Here is a 15552-nt window from a genome sequence, read left to right as displayed (position 1 = left end):
CGTGGCGGTGTCTTCAGACGTACTCGATCTTCGCGGTTCGTCGGGACTTGGGTCTGGGTGCGTCGCTCGGGTTACTCGTGCCCTACGGTCGCCCGTACCCTGCGAAATCGAGGGTACTCGTGCGCTGTGTCAGCGATCTCTTGCCGATTCTAGGGATCTGCCGTCGCCCCGGATGGACTGCTTGCAAGCGCAGCCCGACGAGATGTGCGCTGTTGGGGACCGGCGCCTCTCGAGTCGCTATGGCGACCAGTGCGGCTGCGCGAGGGCTTCGTCGCCGGTGAGGGTCTGGTCGCCCAATGCAGCCGCCACCGGTGCGTGACTCGGTGGCGGGGTGGCTTGAGATGCTCCTGTACGCTTCGATGCCTATGGCCGATCATTCCATGGCCGAACGCCTCGCCGAACTCGCCAAGCGCAAGGAACAGGCCACCCACGCCGGTCCCGAGCGGGCGGTGGAGCGCCAGCACGCCAAGGGCAAGCTGCTTGCCCGAGAGCGCATCGACTACCTGCTGGACCCTGGCTCTTTCCATGAACTCGACATGCTGGCCCGGCACCGGGCCACCGAGAGCGGGCTCGCCGAGCGGCCCTACACAGACGGCGTCGTGACGGGTTGGGGCACCGTCGACGGCCGCAAGGTGTTCGTCTTCGCTCAGGACTTCACCGTCTTCGGAGGCGCCTTGGGCGAGGTGTTCGCCGCAAAGATTCACAAGGTCATGGACCTTGCCGTCACCACCGGGGCGCCGGTGATCGGTCTGAACGACGGCGCCGGAGCGCGTATCCAGGAGGGGGTCGTGAGCCTCGACTCCTACGGAGGCATCTTCTCGCGCAACGTGCGCGCCTCGGGGGTGGTGCCGCAGATATCGGTCGTCCTCGGTCCGTGCGCGGGCGGCGCGGTCTACAGCCCGGCGATCACGGACTTCATCTTCATGGTGCGCGAGAAGTCGCACATGTTCATCACTGGCCCCGACGTGGTGCGCACCGTGACCGGCGAGGAGGTCTCCCTCGAGGACCTCGGCGGGGCCCGCAGCCACGCGACCAAGTCGGGCGTGGCGACCTTCGTGCGCGACAGCGAGCACGACACCCTCGACGCGGTGAAGGAACTGCTGAGCTTCCTCCCCTCCAACTACCTCGAGCATCCCCCGCACTACGAACCCCTCGACTCGCCGGACCGCAGCTGCCCCGAACTGCGCACCGTCCTGCCCGAGAGTTCCAGCCTGCCCTACGAGATGCGAGATGTGGTCGCCTCGGTGCTGGACGACGGCGAGTACCTGGAGTACTTCCCTCACTGGGCGCAGAGCATCGTCTGCACATTCGGCCGTCTCGACGGGCACACCGTCGGTGTCGTGGGCAATCAGCCCCGGGTGCTGGCCGGGGTCCTGGACATCGAGTCGTCCTCCAAAGCGGCGCGGTTCGTCCGCACCTGTGACGCTTTCGGCATTCCGCTGTTGACGCTCGTGGACGTGCCGGGGTTCCTGCCGGGCGTCGATCAGGAGTACGGCGGCATCATCCGCCACGGTGCCAAGTTGCTGTACGCCTACTGCGAGGCGACGGTGCCGCGCATCTCGGTCGTGACACGCAAGGCCTACGGAGGCGCCTACGTCGTCATGGACTCCAAGTCCGTGGGCTCGGATCTGTGCTTCGCGTGGCCGTCGGCGGAGCTGGCGGTCATGGGACCGCAGGGCGCGGTGGAGATCCTCCACCGGCGCGAGCTGGCCGACAGCGAGAACCCCGAGGCCCGCCGTGACGAGTTGGTGGAGGACTACATCGAGCGCTATGCAAACCCGTACGTCGCCGCAGAGCGCGGGTACATCGACGACGTCATCGACCCGGCTGACACCAGGCGGAAGGTGATCGCCGGTTTCGACGCGCTGCGTTCGAAGCGCGCCGAGCGCCCCCGCCGAAAGCACGGCGTCATCCCGCTGTGAGCAACCCGAGCGACGCCGCTGGGCCGATCCTCACGGTGACACCGCCGCCCGACGACGACGAGGTTGCGGCGATCGTTGCCGCGGTCCGGCTGCTGCTGCAGCGACCGGAGGCACGCCGTGCGGCTCCGGTCCGGTCCGGGTGGCGGTTCGCCGGCCGCTGGTGGCGCTGAGCGTCCGCCCGGCGATGCCCGAGGACGTCGGGCCATCGGGGGAGCGGGCTTGGGCGGTGGCCGATCCCGGCTCGAACATGCGGTTGGCCGGCGGCAGCGGGAAGCTCCGGCGCCTGCTGCGCCCCGAGGTGCTTGACATGCAGCGCCGGGCCACCGGGCGGGTTCTGGACATCCGCGGCCCGCTGGCCGGCGGCTTCGCCTACGAGTCGGTCCGCGAGCTGGTGGTGGCCCCGCCGCAGTCGTTGGGCACCAGGGGCGATGAACCGTTCGATGTGGTCTGCTCGTTCGGGGCCATGGCGGCCGCTCCGTGCCTGGAGACGCTCGTGGCGATGCTGCGACCGCTCGTGGCCTCCGACGGCCGGCTGCTGTTCGTGGAACTCGATGGCGACGCCCGCCGCTGGCGCCGGCGTCTGGATGGCCTTGCCCGGCGCCGCTGGGGTATGTCGATGGCGTGCCATGTCACCGCGACGCTCTGGGCGGGTGGCTTCGAAGTGACCTCCTTGGAGAGGCGCCCGCTGCGGGGAGGCCCCCGGGGTCTGTTGCGAGTGGTCGTCGGTGCCGCCCGTCCCGATCCGCATCGGCTTGCCCCCCACGCTGATCCGGGCGCTTCAGGAGCGTCGCCGTGAGTCGGGGAACCCTGGCGTTCGTGGGGGGTGGCGAGTTCTCCGCAGGCTGCGACTTCGACGCCGTCCTGCTGGCGGAGTGCGGCGCGCCGGAGGTCGTGGTGTTGCCGACCGCCACGGCCTATGAGAATCCCGCCAAGCTGCGGGCGCGTGCCGAGGAATGGTTCGGGTCGCTCGGGGCCGGCTGCCGCTGGCTCGACGTCTACCGGCGGGCCGACGCCGACGACCCGGAGGCGGCGGCCGCGGTGGCGGGGGCCGCCATGATCTATCTCACCGGGGGGTCGCCCCTGCACGCCCGCTCTGCGCTGCTGCGCACCGCCGTCTGGGAGGCCCTCGCGGGGGCCTACGCAGGCGGGGCCACCGTGGCAGGCGCGGGTGCGGGCGGAAACGTGCTGTGCGATCACATGGTGGACGTCCGCGGCGGCGCCTTCACGCTGGGCCTTGGACTCACCGACGAGTTGGCCATGATCTCCCGTGCCGACACCCTGTCGGCGGAGCGGATCTCCCGTACCGTCCAACTGGCGCCGCCCGGCCTGCTCGTGGCCGCCGTGAACGAGCGCAGTGCCCTGATACACAGACCCGACGGCTCCTGGGAGACCTCAGGCGAGGTGGTCCTGTACCGGGACGGGACACGGGTCGGTTCGACGGACCCGGCGTCCTGAGCCGGAGAAGCGGGGACTTCCGGCGGGGCGCCGGTCACGGGTTCTTTGTCATCCCGGCGCAGGCCGGAAAGCCATTGCCGATCGGCTCGATCGGCGCTGCCGGTGGATGCCGGCAAGCTCCGAGCGGGCCGTTCAGCCGACTTCGATGGTCAGAGTGTTGACCGTCACCGGCGGGTCCGGGGAGCCGCCGAGGGGATTGTCGGGTTCGTCGACGTGGCTTGCGAGGATGTCGCTGAGCACGTCGAGCCCCTCGATGACCTCACCGAAGACCACGTAGGTGCCCTGTCCGTCGAGCAGGCTGGCGTCTTCGGTGACCGTGAAGAAGTACTGCGCGCCGGCGCTGTTGGGCTCGTTGCGACGGGCCATGACCAGCTGGCCGGGCCGGTAGGTGAAGCCGGTTCCCTCGTCCCAGAGCGTGTAGCCGGGCCCGGGGTCGGCGGCGGTGTCGGTGTGGGGCGAACCACCCTGCAGGATGCCGATGCTCGGCGCGCTGCGGTGGACGAGGGTGTCGTCGTAGTAGCCGAAGCGCGCCAGGTTCACGAAGCTGTTGACCGTGCCCGGCGTGTTGGCCACGTCCAGCGCCACTCGCACCACGCCCCGGGAGGTGTCGAAGGTGGCGGTGTGCGGCACGGAGGTGTCGATGCACAGCATCGGTGCGCCATCGAAGTCCAGCACCGGTTCGGCGACCCCTTCGGGGGGACCGCACGGCCCGGCGCCGTAATCCTCGGCGGTGTACGACACGTAGTCCGGGCCGTCGCCCGGAGTTGTCTCCGGAGTTGCCGCCGCCTCCTCGCCGGTGTCCTCCTCGGCGGTCGCGTCGTCGCCGGCCGTCTCGGTCTCAGTCGCTGCGTCCTCATCGGCGACGGTGGCAGGAACCGTCGTCGTGCCGATGGGGGCCTCGCCGATCATGTCGTCGCTGAGGGCGCCGTCGCTGTCGGCTGTGTCGTCGGCCTCGGCGACGACCTCGGCGCCCACCGGCGGCGGCGGGGCGGTCCCCTCGGGTTCGTCCTCCCGGCCGGTGAGGGTGAGGCCGAGGAAGATCCCCAGGACGGCCAACGCCACGACGGCGACCCTCGTGATCGTGCGCCTGCGCTTGGCTCGCGCCGCGGCCTGCTGCGCCGCCTCGCGGCGCGCCAGCGTCCCGGCCTTCTGGCGGGCACGCTTCTCTGTTCCCATGGCTTAGAAAACTACCGGCCGCGCGGGCGCAGAGTGGCGGCGGGCGGCGTTACCGTGACTGCTATGGCTCTCCTGGTTCAGAAGTTCGGCGGCACGTCCGTGGCGACGCCCGACCGGATGCGCGATATCGCCGAGCAGGTCCGCTTCAGGCGCCTGCAGGGCGATGACGTCGTGCTGGTGGTGAGTGCCATGGGCAGCGAGACCGATGAGTTGTTGCGCCTGGCCTCGGCGGTCGCCGACCGGCAGCCCGGGCGCGAGATGGACATGCTGATCACCGCGGGCGAGCGCAAGGCCACGGCGCTGATGTGCATGGCCCTGGCCGATCGCGGTGTGCCCGCCGAGTCGTTGACGGGCAGCCAGGCGGGGTTCCTCACCGACACCACGCACCGGAACGCCCGCATCCTGGAGATCCGGCCCGAGCGCGTCAGCGTCGCCATCGCCGCCGGGCGGGTGCCGGTCGTGGCCGGCTCCCAGGGAGTCTCCACCGACCGCGACGAGACCTTCCTGGGCCGCGGCGGCTCGGACACCACCGCGGTGGCGCTGGCGCACGTGCTCGGTGCCGACGCCTGCGAGTTGTACACCGACGTCTCCGGAGTGTTCACCGCCGACCCTCGGGTGGTCCCCGGGGCTCGGCGCATCGAGAGGCTGTCCTACGACGAGATGCTGGAGATGACCGCGACCGGCTGCCCGAAGCCGGCCATGCGGTCCGTCGAGGTGGCCCGCGCCCGGCGCGTGCGGCTGCATGTGCGCTCGGCGTTCACCTGGGAGCCGGGCACCTGGATCGGCGAGGAGGATCCCACCATGGAGCAGGCCATCGTTTCCGCTGTCACCCACGACACTTCCGAGGCGAAGATCACCGTGCCCGGCGTGCCCGATCGGCCCGGCATCGCCGGGACGTTGTTCCGGCGCCTCGCCGAGTTGGATGTGAACGTGGACATGATCGTGCAGAACGTCTCCGAGGACGGCGTGACCGACATCTCCTTCACCGTGCCGCGGGGACAGCTCGATGCCGGTCGCGCGGTGGCACAGGGACTGGCGGACGAGATCGGGGCGGGCGCGGTCACTTCCGACGAGGGCATCGGGCGGGTGAGTCTCGTCGGCGCCGGGATGAAGACCAATCCGGGCGTGGCTGCCACCATGTTCGAGACCCTCGGCGCCGGCCGTGTCAACATCGAGATGATCTCCACGTCGGCCATCCGGATCTCCTGCGTTGTCCGGGAGGACGACGTCGTCAAGGCCGTCGCGGTCCTGCACGACGCCTTCGGCCTCGACGGCGCGGCAGGTTCCTAGCCACCCGGTGACCGCGCTGGCGGCGCGGCCTCCGGGGGCTCAGTCGGCGCTGCGGCGCTTGCCGCGCAGCGACTCGGCCACGCCGGCGACGTCATAGTCACCGAAGCCTGCCGCCGAGGCGGCCTGCAGCGCGCCGTGGTTGCTGGCGATCTGCGGCAGGTCCAGTCCAACCTCGGCGGCCAGGTCCAGTGCCAGGCGGAGGTCCTTGATCGCCAGGTCCAAGCGGAAGATGGCGGGCTGGGTGCCGGGGCGCTCGTACCAGTCGCGGCGGTACTGGAAGAACGGTGAGCCCAGCGGGCTGGCGGCGAACACGTCGTAGGCCACCTCGCGGTCGATCCCGGCCCCTTCGGCAAGCACGAGCCCCTCGGCGACGCTGTTCACGAGCCCGTGCACCAGCGTGTTGAGGGCCAGTTTCATGGCTGCGCCCGATCCCTGGCCGCCGACGTGGGCGATCCTGCCGCTGAAGGGCTCGAGGGCCGGCCGGGCCTGCTCGACGGCGGTGGCGCCGCCGCCGGCGATCATGAGGAGCACGCCTGCTTCCGCGGTCGAGACGCTGCCGCCTGCCGGGGCGTCCACCAGTGAGGCGCCGACGGATTCCATCACTCCGGCGAGGCGGCGGACGCAACCCGGGCTGATGGTGCTCATTTCCACGCCGACGGCTCCCGGTGCGATGCCGGCGGCGACGCCGTCCGGCCCCGTGAACACCTCCGTGGCGGCCGCGTCGTCCGACACGATGCTCAGCACCGCGTCGCTGCCCGCCGCTGCCTCCGCCGGCGTCTCGCAGATCCGCACGTCGCCCCCGACGTGCTCGACGAACGCCTCCGCCTTGCTGCGGGTCCGGTTGTGGACTCGCAGTGGCAGCCCGGCGGCTGCGACGTGGGCCGCCATCGGCCATCCCATGTTCCCGAGACCGATGAATCCGACGCGCGGCGCGCTCGCATCGCTCCCGCCGGCACCCGAATGGTCACTCCCGTTGTCAGCCATCACGTCCCCCCGGGTCGTGGTCCCTGCTTGCGACACCCTAGTGACACCGCCCCGAAGCCGCCGCCGTTGGCGTGATCCCGGCCCCCGCACGTGACCCGGGCGGGGGCGTCCGGGTTACCATCCGCGCATGAACTGGTTGCCGGACTCACCGGCGGGGCTCCGCCCGATGTCGCTGCAAGCAATCCGGGGTGTCGAGGTCGACACCCCGCCCGCAGGTCGGCGGATGTCGTGAGCGGGAACAGGACCCTGTACCTGGCGAATCCCTACGGGTTCTCGCCGGCGCAGCGCGCCGGGCCGCTCAACGATCTGATCGCCGCCCTGGAGGACGTCGGCGCCGAGCCGTGGGAGCCGTTCGCCCTCGGTGACCAGGAGGGCTGGATCGGTCAGACCGGCTGGGCCTACAAGGTGGGGCAGAACGACATGCGGCTCGTACGCGAGGCCGACGGCATCTTCGCCGTCGTGAACGGCTGCCCGCCCGACGAGGGCGTCATGGTGGAACTGGGCATGGCCATCGCCTGGGGCAAGCCGACGTTCCTGTTCCGCGACGACTTTCGCCGCTGTGCCGACAGTGAGGCCTATCCCCTCAACCTCATGGTCTTCACCGGGTTGTCGGAGGACGGATGGGAGGACTACTGGTACAACTCGGTGGGGGAGATCGCCGATCCCGGCAAGGCCTTGGTCCGCTGGCTGCGGGGTGAGTCGCTGCCCTAGTCCCCTTGCGCGCCCGGCGCTCGGCGCCCGGCACTCCTGAGTCCTCCGGCCTGCGCGGGTAGCATCGCCGCCGTGCAGTACCCGCCCGAGTCGCTGGCCGGGGTCTTCCCGGTCTTCCAGACGCCCTTCGACGGCAACGACGACATCGACGCCGCGGCCCTGGCCGCGGAGATCGACTGGGTGTACGCCTGTGAAGTCGACGGGATCGTGCTGGCGATGGTGTCGGAGGTGTTGCGGCTGAGCACCGAAGAGCGCCGGCGCCTGGCCGAACTCGCCTGCGATCTGGGACTCCCGCACGGCCCGGTCATCGTTTCGGTCGGGGCCGAGAGCACGAAGGTTGCCGTCGACCTCGCCCGGCACGCCGAGAGCGTCGGCGCCACCGCCGTCATGGCCATCCCACCCATCTCGGTGGGGGTGTCGGACAGCGGGCTGTCCGCCTATTACGAGGCACTGCTGGCGGCCATCGACGTCCCGGTGGTCGTCCAGGACGCCAGCGGCTACGTGGGCCGGCCGATGTCGATCGAGATGCAGGCCGACCTGCTGGAGACCTACGGCGAGCGCGTGCTGTTCAAACCCGAGGCGGTGCCGATCGGACCGCGCCTCAGCGAACTGCGTGACGCCACGGGCGGCCGGGCGCGCGTCTTCGAAGGCTCCGGGGGCATTGCCCTGGTGGACAGCTACCGGCGGGGCATCGTCGGCACCATGCCGGCAGCCGACACGCCGTGGGCGCTGGTCGCCCTGTGGCGGGCGCTGGAGGCCGGCGACGAGGCGCGCATCGAGGCCATTGCCGACCCGCTGGCCCGCCTGGTGTCGCTCATGGACAGCCTCGACGCCTTCGTGGCCATCGAGAAGCATCTCCTCGTCAAGCAGGGGATCTTCACCAGCGCCCGCCGGCGGGAGCCGTCGGGCTACGACCCCGACCCCGAGACGCTGGCGGAGGTGGACCGGCTCGTCGGGCGCCTGCGCGAGGCCGTCGACGGTTAGTCGCAGCGGCGACGGGTCGCCGGGGCAGCCGTCATGGCGTCGAGGACGTTCGCCTCGCAGCTGTGCGCGCCGGAGGGCCCGACCGCCGGTCCCGACGGCTGGATCCTCAACGTCTGCTCCTTCACGCGGGACGCGGCTTGGCCGACCCGCGGCGGTGACATCTGTGCAACCAACCTGAGCGCGCCCGGCCGGACGAGGCGACTGCTCAACACCGGAGCCGACGGTGTGGCGGGACTGCCGGCCGCGCTCGCGTTCGGCCCCGACGGCGCCCTGTATGTCACCGATGAAGGCCACCGGGCGATCCTGCGGGTCGGCCCCGACGGCACGCGCAGCCGCTGGGTCGACTCGTTCGAGGGCGAGCCGCTGAACGGCCCCAACGATCTCTGCTTCGACGCCGACGGCGGCTGCTTCTTCACCGATCCGTGGGGGAGTTCGCTGGAGAACCCGATCGGTGGCGTGTACGGGTACGACGCCGCCGCCGGGAAACTGCACCGGATCGATGGCGGCATGGCGTTCCCGAACGGCATCGCTCTGCGCGGCGGGCGTCTCTACGTGGCCGAGACCCTGCGCAGCTGCGTGTGGGTCTACGACGTCGTCGGGACGGGCGCGGCGGTGGGCCGCGGGCTCTTCTGCCGGCAACCGCCTGTTCCCGACGCCCCGGTCTCGGGTCCCGACGGGATGGCGTTCGACAGCGAGGGCAACCTGCTCGTGACCCATTTCGGATCGGGTCACGTCTACGTCTACGACGCCGGCGGCGCAGAGGTGGGCCGAATCCCGTGCGGCGGCGCGTCGCCCACGAACGTCTGCTTCGGCGGTCCCGACCACACCATGCTGTTCATCACCGTGGACGACACGGGGGAGATGCTGGCCGTCGATTGGGGTGTTCGCGGCCAGGTACTCAACTTCTGCCCGACGGCGGTTTCCGGTATATACCCGTTCGCTGCCATGATGACGGTCACCGAACCGCTGGGCTGACCAAGGACCGGGACATGATCCGACCGATGAACCGCGGCACCGACGGTGAGACACCATGACCTCGACCCGCATCGGGATAGACACCGGGGGCACGTTCACCGACCTGATCGCCTTCGACGCCTCCGACGGCACGGTCACGTCGCAGAAGGTGGCGTCCACACCGGCGGAGCCGTTGCGGGCCTTCCTGGGCGCCATCGGAGCATCCGGCACCGATCCCGACGACATCGCCTTCCTGGTGCACGGCACCACCGTGGCCACCAACACCATGATCCAGCGGGCGGGCGCCCGGGTGGGGTTCATCTGCACGGCGGGTCACGAGGACATCCCCTACATCCAGCGCGTCAACAGGCAGTTCCTCTACGACCTCACCTGGAACAAGCCCCGGCCCCTGCTGGTGAGCCGGCGGGACTGCTTCGGCGTCGCCGAGCGCATCACCGCCGACGGCGAGGTCCTGACACCTCTGGCGCCCGAGGCGATCGACGACCTCTGCGAGCGGATCGCCGCCAACGGTGAGCTCGAGGCTCTGGCGGTGTGCCTCCTGTTCTCGTATCTCAAGACCGACCACGAGCGGGCGCTGGCGGACGCTCTCCGGGAGAGATTCCCCGATCTGCCACTGTCGGTGAGCCACGAGGTCGCTCCCATCTGGCGGGAGTACGAGCGGTCCAGCACCGTCATCGCCGACGCCTACGTCAAGCCGCTGATGCAGAGCTACGTGGCGAGTCTTGCCGGCGGGCTCGAAGCCGCGGACATCGACGTCAGCTGGGCGATGATGAAGTCCAACGGCGGCCTGATGAACGCCACCGCCGCCGCCGACCATCCGATCCACCTGGCCATGTCGGGGCCGGCGGGGGGCGCCGTGGCCAGCCGCCACGTTGCCGGCCTGCTGGGGCTCGAGAACGTGGTCACCATCGACGTCGGTGGCACCAGCGCGGACGTGGCGCTGATCCTGGGCGGCGACGTGGGCTACACGACCTCATACGAGGTGGAGTGGGGCATCCCGGCGGCGATCCCGCTCATGGACATCCACACCGTCGGCGCCGGGGGCGGGTCCATCGCCTGGGTGAACGCGGGCGGCTTCCTGCAGGTGGGCCCGCAGAGCGCCGGCGCCGATCCCGGGCCCATCTGCTACGGGGCCGGCGGCAACGAGGTCACCCTCACCGACGCCAACCTGGTCCTGGGCCATCTCGACCCCGGGTACTTCTGCGGCGGGGCGATGCGCCTCGACGGTGACCTCGCCGGCCGTGGGGCCGCCGAGATGGCGGCGGGGCTGGACATGTCGCCGCTGGAGCTGGCGCACGCCGTCGTGGAGATCGCGGACGAGAACATGGCCAACGCCATCCGCATGGTGAGCATCGACCGGGGCCACGACCCGCGCCATTTCGCCCTGCTGGCCTTCGGCGGGGCCGGTCCGCTGCACGGCGCCGCCGTGGCGCGCAAGCTGCACATCCCCACGCTGGTGGTTCCGCCCTTCCCCGGGAGCTTCTCGGCGCTCGGGTTGCTGCTGGGCGACCTGCGCGTCGACAAGCTCTGGACCCAGTCGTTCCGCTCCGACAGGGTCGGCCCCGCCGAGGTGGCCGAGCGCTTCGCCACCATCGCCACCGCGGCCACCGAGGAATTGCGTGCCCAGGGCTTCGAAGGCGACTGCGGGCTGCGCTACGCCATCAACATGCGCTACCTGGGGCAGAACTACGAGACCGAGGTGGAGGTGCCGCCGATCGACGCGCTCGACGCCGACGGCGCCGCTGCGCAGCTGGAGCTGGCCTATCAGGCGTTCGGTGACCGCCACCAGGCCATGTACGAGTACGTGATCGCCGACGCCGTCATCGAGATGGTCAGCTTCCGGGTCTCGGCCATCGGCGCTATCCCGCATCCGCGCCTGGCCCGCGTGCAGCGCGAGAGCGGCCATGTCGAGACCACCCGGCAGGTGCATTTCGGCGGCGACGGGCTGGTGGACTGTCGCGTTCTGCACCGCCGGGCGATGCCGATCGACACGGTGCTCGAAGGTCCACTGATCGTCTCCGAGGAGGGATCCACGACGCTCGTGGAGCCGGGCATGCACCTGCGCCGCACACCCGAGGACGTGCTGATCGTCGAGGTGAGCCCGTGACCGCATTGCTCACACCCCCGGACAGCCCGCCGGTGGCGGCCGACCTCGCCATCGATCAGGTCACGCTCACGGTCATCGACAACTATCTGGCCACCACGTGCCGCGAGATGGGCGTCGCCATGATGCGCACCGCCTATTCGCCGATGTTCAACGAGGCGCTGGACTTCTCCTGCGTGCTGTTCGACGCCGCCGGCCGGATGATCGCCCAGGCGGAGTTCTGCCCCTCCCAGATCGGGACCATCAAGTTCACCATCGAGTGGATGCTCGACGAACTCGGCCCGGACGTGTACCGCCCGGGCGACGTGATCGTCATGAACGACCCGTACCGGGGCAGCGGCCACATCCCCGAGCACACGCTGCTGAAAGCGGTGTTCTGCGGCGACGAGATCGTGGGCTTCGTGGCCAACTGCGCCCACCTGGCCGAGCCGGGCGCCAAGGCACCCGGCGGGCTGGCGGGCGACGCCACCGACATCTTCCAGGAGGGGCTGCGGCTCCCGCCGCTGTGGCTGCAACGCGAGGGGGTTCCCCAGGAGGACATCTGGAAGCTGATCTTCGCCAACCACCGCACGCCCAAGGTCACCTACGGCGACCTCATGGCCATGGTCGGCTCGCTGAACGTGGCCGAGCGGCGGCTCACCAGCCTCCTCGACACGTACGGCTACGAGACGGTGACGACGGCCACCGAGGATCTCATCGGTATCGCCGAGCGGCGCATGTCCGAGGAGATCCGCCGCATCCCCGACGGGGAGTACCGCTTCAGCGACATCATCGAGGACGACGGGGTGGCCGAGGGGTCCTACGTCATCGATTGCACCGTCGTGGTGGACGGCGGCAACGTGGCGTGCGACTTCACCGGCTCCGACGGCCAGGCGGCCGGACCCATGAACGCCACCTACGCCGTGACGGCCTCGGCGGTCTACAACGCCTTCATGCACATCACCGACCCCACCATCCCGCGCAACGAGGGCTGCTACCGGCCGATCAACGTGATCGCACCGCCGGGGACCATCCTGAACTGCGAGTTCCCCGCGCCGCTGGTGGGCGGCAACACCGAACTCAGCCCCCGCATCACCGACATCATCTTCGGCGCCCTCGCCGACGCCCTGCCCGAACGCATCCCGGCTTCCCACGGCGGCACCGTCTGCTGCTTCCTGTTCGGCGGCGAGCACCCCGAGACCGGCGAGCTGTACTCGCACTTCCACTTCGAGGGCGTCGGCTGGGGCGGCCGCCCGATCGGCGACGGCGACAGCCAGGTCATCGTCATCATCGGCAACGCCCGCAACACGCCGGTGGAGATCTTCGAGACCCGCTACCCGGTCCGCGTGGAGTCCTACCGCCTGCTGGAGGACTCCGGCGGCGCCGGGCTGAACCGCGGCGGCCTCGGCGTCGAGCGCATCCTCACGATGGTGGTCGACGAGATCACCGTCAGCGCCCTGTTCAACCGGATGCTGGTGGACCCGTTTGGCATCCACGGCGGCAAGCCGGGCGCCAATAGCGGCATCTACGTGCGTCTCGCCGGCGAGGAGGTCTGGAGCACCTTCCGCGACAAGTTCGGGACGATGTCGCCCTCCAAGTTCTCCAACATCGCGCTGCACCGAGGCGACCAGGTGAAGATCCTGGCGCCCGGAGGCGGCGGCTGGGGTGATCCGCTGGAGCGCTCGGCCGACCGGGTGCTGGCCGACGTGGCCGAGGGCCTGGTGACACGGGAGGGGGCGTTGCGCGACTACGGCCTCGTCGTGGAGCACCGTGGCGGCACCTGGGATGCCACGCCGGCGGAGGCGAGGGCTGCACTCGCCGCCGCTCCCACCACTCGGTGATGGCGGCGCTGTCGTGCGTCATTCCGGCGAAAGCCGGAGTCCGGCGCCCTGGGTGGGCGTGGGGCACCTGTGGAGCACTCAACTACGCTCACGGGATGGGCAGGCAGGCCTGTTCGACCGCTGAGGAGGTGATGACCGTGGAGGCGAGCCGATGACCGCTCTGCTCACGCCCCCGGAGAACCGCCCGGTGGCCGCCGACCTGGTGGCTGATCAGGTCACGCTCACGGTGATCGACAACTACCTGGCCACCACCTGCCGCGAGATGGGCATCGCCATGATGCGCACCGCCTACTCGCCGATGTTCAACGAGTCGCTGGACTTCTCCTGCGTCCTGTTCGACGCCAAGGGCCGCCTGAGCGCCCAGGCCGAGTTCTGCCCCTCCCAGATCGGCACGATCAAGTTCACCGTTGAGTGGATGATCGACGAGCTCGGTCCCGACATCTACCGCCCGGGCGACGTGATCATCATGAACGATCCCTACCGGGGCAGCGGCCACATTCCCGAGCACACCTTGTTGAAGGCGGTCTTCCACGGTGACGAGATCGTGGGTTTCGTGGCCAACTGCGCCCACCTGGCCGAGCCGGGTGCCAAGGCGCCGGGGGGGCTGGCGGGCGACGCCACAGACATCTTCCAGGAGGGCCTGCGCATCCCGCCGCTGTGGCTGCAGCGCGAGGGCGTACCGCAGGAGGACGTCTGGAAGATCATCTTCGCCAACCATCGCACGCCGAAGGTCACCTACGGGGACCTCATGGCCATGGTCGGCTCGCTGAACGTGGCCGAGCGCCGCCTCACCGGCCTCATCGACACCTACGGCTACGACACCGTCACCACCGCCACCGAGGATCTGATCAACATCGCCGAGCGGCGCATGTCCGAGGAGATCCGCCGCATCCCCGACGGCGAGTACCGCTTCAGCGACATCATCGAGGACGACGGGGTGGCCGAGGGGTCCTACGTCATCGATTGCACCGTCGTGGTGGACGGCGGCAACGTGGCGTGCGACTTCACCGGCTCCGACGGCCAGGCGGCCGGACCCATGAACGCCACCTACGCCGTGACGGCCTCGGCGGTCTACAACGCCTTCATGCACATCACCGACCCCACCATCCCGCGCAACGAGGGCTGCTACCGCCCCATCAACATCATCGCCCCGCCGGGCACCATCCTGAACTGCGAGTTCCCGGCGCCGCTGGTGGGCGGCAACACCGAGGTGTCCCCCCGCATCACCGACATCATCTTCGGCGCCCTCGCCGACCCGCTGCCCGAACGCATCCCGGCCTCCCTCGGCGGCACCTCCTGCTGCTTCCTGTTCGGCGGCCAGCACCCCGACACCGATGACCTGTACTCGCACTTCCACTTCGAGGGCATCGGCTGGGGAGGTCGCCCCGCCGCCGACGGCAACAGCCAGATCATCGTGATCAACGGCAACTGCCGGAACACGCCGGTGGAGGTCTTCGAGTCGCGTTACCCGCTGCGGGTGGACTCCTACCGCCTGCTGGAGGACTCCGGCGGGCCGGGGCTCAACCGCGGCGGCCTGGGCATCGAGCGCGTCCTGACCATGGTCGCCGACGAGGTGACCGTGAGTGCCATCTTCAATCGGATGCGCGTGGACCCGTTCGGGATTCACGGCGGCAAGCCGGGTGCCAACAGCGGCATCTACGTGCGCCTCGGCGGCGAGGAGTCCTGGAGCACCTTCAGCGACAAGTTCGGCACCATGTCGCCCTCCAAGTTCTCCAACATCCGCCTGCGCCGCGGCGACCAGGTGAAGATCGTGGCGCCGGGCGGCGGCGGCTGGGGCGATCCCCTGGCGCGTTCCGCCGACAGGGTGGTGGCCGACGTGGCCGAGGGGCTCGTCACGCCGGAGGCGGCACAGCGCGACTACGGGCTGGTGGTCGAGCGGCGCAACGGTTCCTGGGGCGCCACGCCGACGTCGCAGCGGCTGGAGACGCCATGAGCGGACGCTGGATCGAGCGGGAGCCGATGTACCTGTCCTTCGACGTGTACAACTGCGCCTACTGCGGCAAGAACGTGCCTCGGCACGTCTGGCTGGAGGACGTCGACGGGGACGACGTGCCGTTCTGTGCCCCTGAAGTCGCCGACATCCACCTGCGGACCCGCCTGCGCGGCGACC

General features: G+C 70.2%; 14 protein-coding genes. 12 read left to right on the top strand and 2 right to left on the bottom strand.

The genetic code is table 11. The features are described 5' to 3' along the window. Positions 1-365 precede the first annotated feature (365 nt). From OXG55_13990 to OXG55_13975, 4 genes are read left to right on the top strand one after another with little or no spacing between them, the layout of a single operon-like run. A complete protein-coding gene (locus OXG55_13990; GenBank protein ID MCY4104351.1) occupies positions 366-1922 on the top strand; it encodes an acyl-CoA carboxylase subunit beta in 1557 nt (518 codons plus the stop codon). Then, positions 1919-2092 carry a hypothetical protein gene (locus OXG55_13985; GenBank protein MCY4104350.1) on the top strand — a complete coding sequence of 58 codons (174 nt, stop codon included), beginning with the start codon at positions 1919-1921 and terminating at the stop codon, positions 2090-2092. The genes OXG55_13990 and OXG55_13985 overlap by 4 nt, the downstream gene beginning before the upstream one ends. Next, positions 2062-2718 carry a hypothetical protein gene (locus tag OXG55_13980; protein ID MCY4104349.1) on the top strand — a complete coding sequence of 219 codons (657 nt, stop codon included), beginning with the start codon at positions 2062-2064 and terminating at the stop codon, positions 2716-2718. The genes OXG55_13985 and OXG55_13980 overlap by 31 nt, the downstream gene beginning before the upstream one ends. Next, positions 2715-3377: a Type 1 glutamine amidotransferase-like domain-containing protein gene (locus OXG55_13975; protein ID MCY4104348.1), complete on the top strand. Its 663-nt coding sequence runs from the start codon at positions 2715-2717 to the stop codon at positions 3375-3377. The genes OXG55_13980 and OXG55_13975 overlap by 4 nt, the downstream gene beginning before the upstream one ends. Before the next feature lie 132 nt (positions 3378-3509). Here the strand turns inward: OXG55_13975 and OXG55_13970 are convergent, their stop codons facing one another. Next, on the bottom strand, positions 3510-4553 hold the full coding sequence (locus OXG55_13970; protein ID MCY4104347.1) for a peptidylprolyl isomerase: 1044 nt from the start codon (positions 4551-4553) through the stop codon (positions 3510-3512). Between the two features lie 63 nt (positions 4554-4616). On the opposite strand from OXG55_13970, the gene OXG55_13965 reads away from it, so the two are divergent. After that, positions 4617-5843, top strand: a complete 1227-nt coding sequence (locus tag OXG55_13965) for an aspartate kinase (GenBank protein MCY4104346.1) — start codon at positions 4617-4619, stop codon at positions 5841-5843. Between the two features lie 39 nt (positions 5844-5882). Here the strand turns inward: OXG55_13965 and OXG55_13960 are convergent, their stop codons facing one another. Next, the gene (locus OXG55_13960; protein ID MCY4104345.1) at positions 5883-6827 is read right to left on the bottom strand and encodes an NAD(P)-dependent oxidoreductase; all 945 of its coding nucleotides are present in this window, start codon (positions 6825-6827) and stop codon (positions 5883-5885) included. A 228-nt stretch (positions 6828-7055) separates the two neighbouring features. On the opposite strand from OXG55_13960, the gene OXG55_13955 reads away from it, so the two are divergent. From OXG55_13955 to OXG55_13925, 7 genes are all read left to right on the top strand, one after another. Then, positions 7056-7538, top strand: coding sequence for a nucleoside 2-deoxyribosyltransferase (locus tag OXG55_13955; GenBank protein MCY4104344.1), 483 nt, complete (start codon positions 7056-7058; stop codon positions 7536-7538). A gap of 72 nt (positions 7539-7610) precedes the next feature. Continuing rightward, positions 7611-8522 carry a dihydrodipicolinate synthase family protein gene (locus OXG55_13950; protein MCY4104343.1) on the top strand — a complete coding sequence of 304 codons (912 nt, stop codon included), beginning with the start codon at positions 7611-7613 and terminating at the stop codon, positions 8520-8522. A 33-nt stretch (positions 8523-8555) separates the two neighbouring features. After that, positions 8556-9497 (top strand): SMP-30/gluconolactonase/LRE family protein, encoded by a 942-nt coding sequence (locus OXG55_13945; GenBank protein MCY4104342.1) that lies wholly within the window; start codon positions 8556-8558, stop codon positions 9495-9497. Positions 9498-9552: 55 nt separating this feature from the next. After that, positions 9553-11604 (top strand): hydantoinase/oxoprolinase family protein, encoded by a 2052-nt coding sequence (locus tag OXG55_13940; protein MCY4104341.1) that lies wholly within the window; start codon positions 9553-9555, stop codon positions 11602-11604. After that, positions 11601-13421, top strand: coding sequence for a hydantoinase B/oxoprolinase family protein (locus tag OXG55_13935; protein MCY4104340.1), 1821 nt, complete (start codon positions 11601-11603; stop codon positions 13419-13421). Before OXG55_13940 ends, OXG55_13935 begins: the two co-directional genes overlap by 4 nt. Before the next feature lie 151 nt (positions 13422-13572). Then, positions 13573-15375 (top strand): hydantoinase B/oxoprolinase family protein, encoded by a 1803-nt coding sequence (locus tag OXG55_13930; GenBank protein MCY4104339.1) that lies wholly within the window; start codon positions 13573-13575, stop codon positions 15373-15375. Further along, on the top strand, positions 15372-15552 hold a 181-nt coding region (locus tag OXG55_13925; GenBank protein ID MCY4104338.1), incomplete at its 3' end, for a hypothetical protein. The genes OXG55_13930 and OXG55_13925, both read left to right, overlap by 4 nt.

It is taken from the genome of bacterium (assembly GCA_026708055.1).
In the GTDB taxonomy this organism is placed as follows: Bacteria; Actinomycetota; Acidimicrobiia; order Acidimicrobiales; family CATQHL01; genus VXNF01.
Note: the sequence above shows the minus strand (reverse complement) of the source record. Positions and strands in the feature narration are given on the sequence as shown.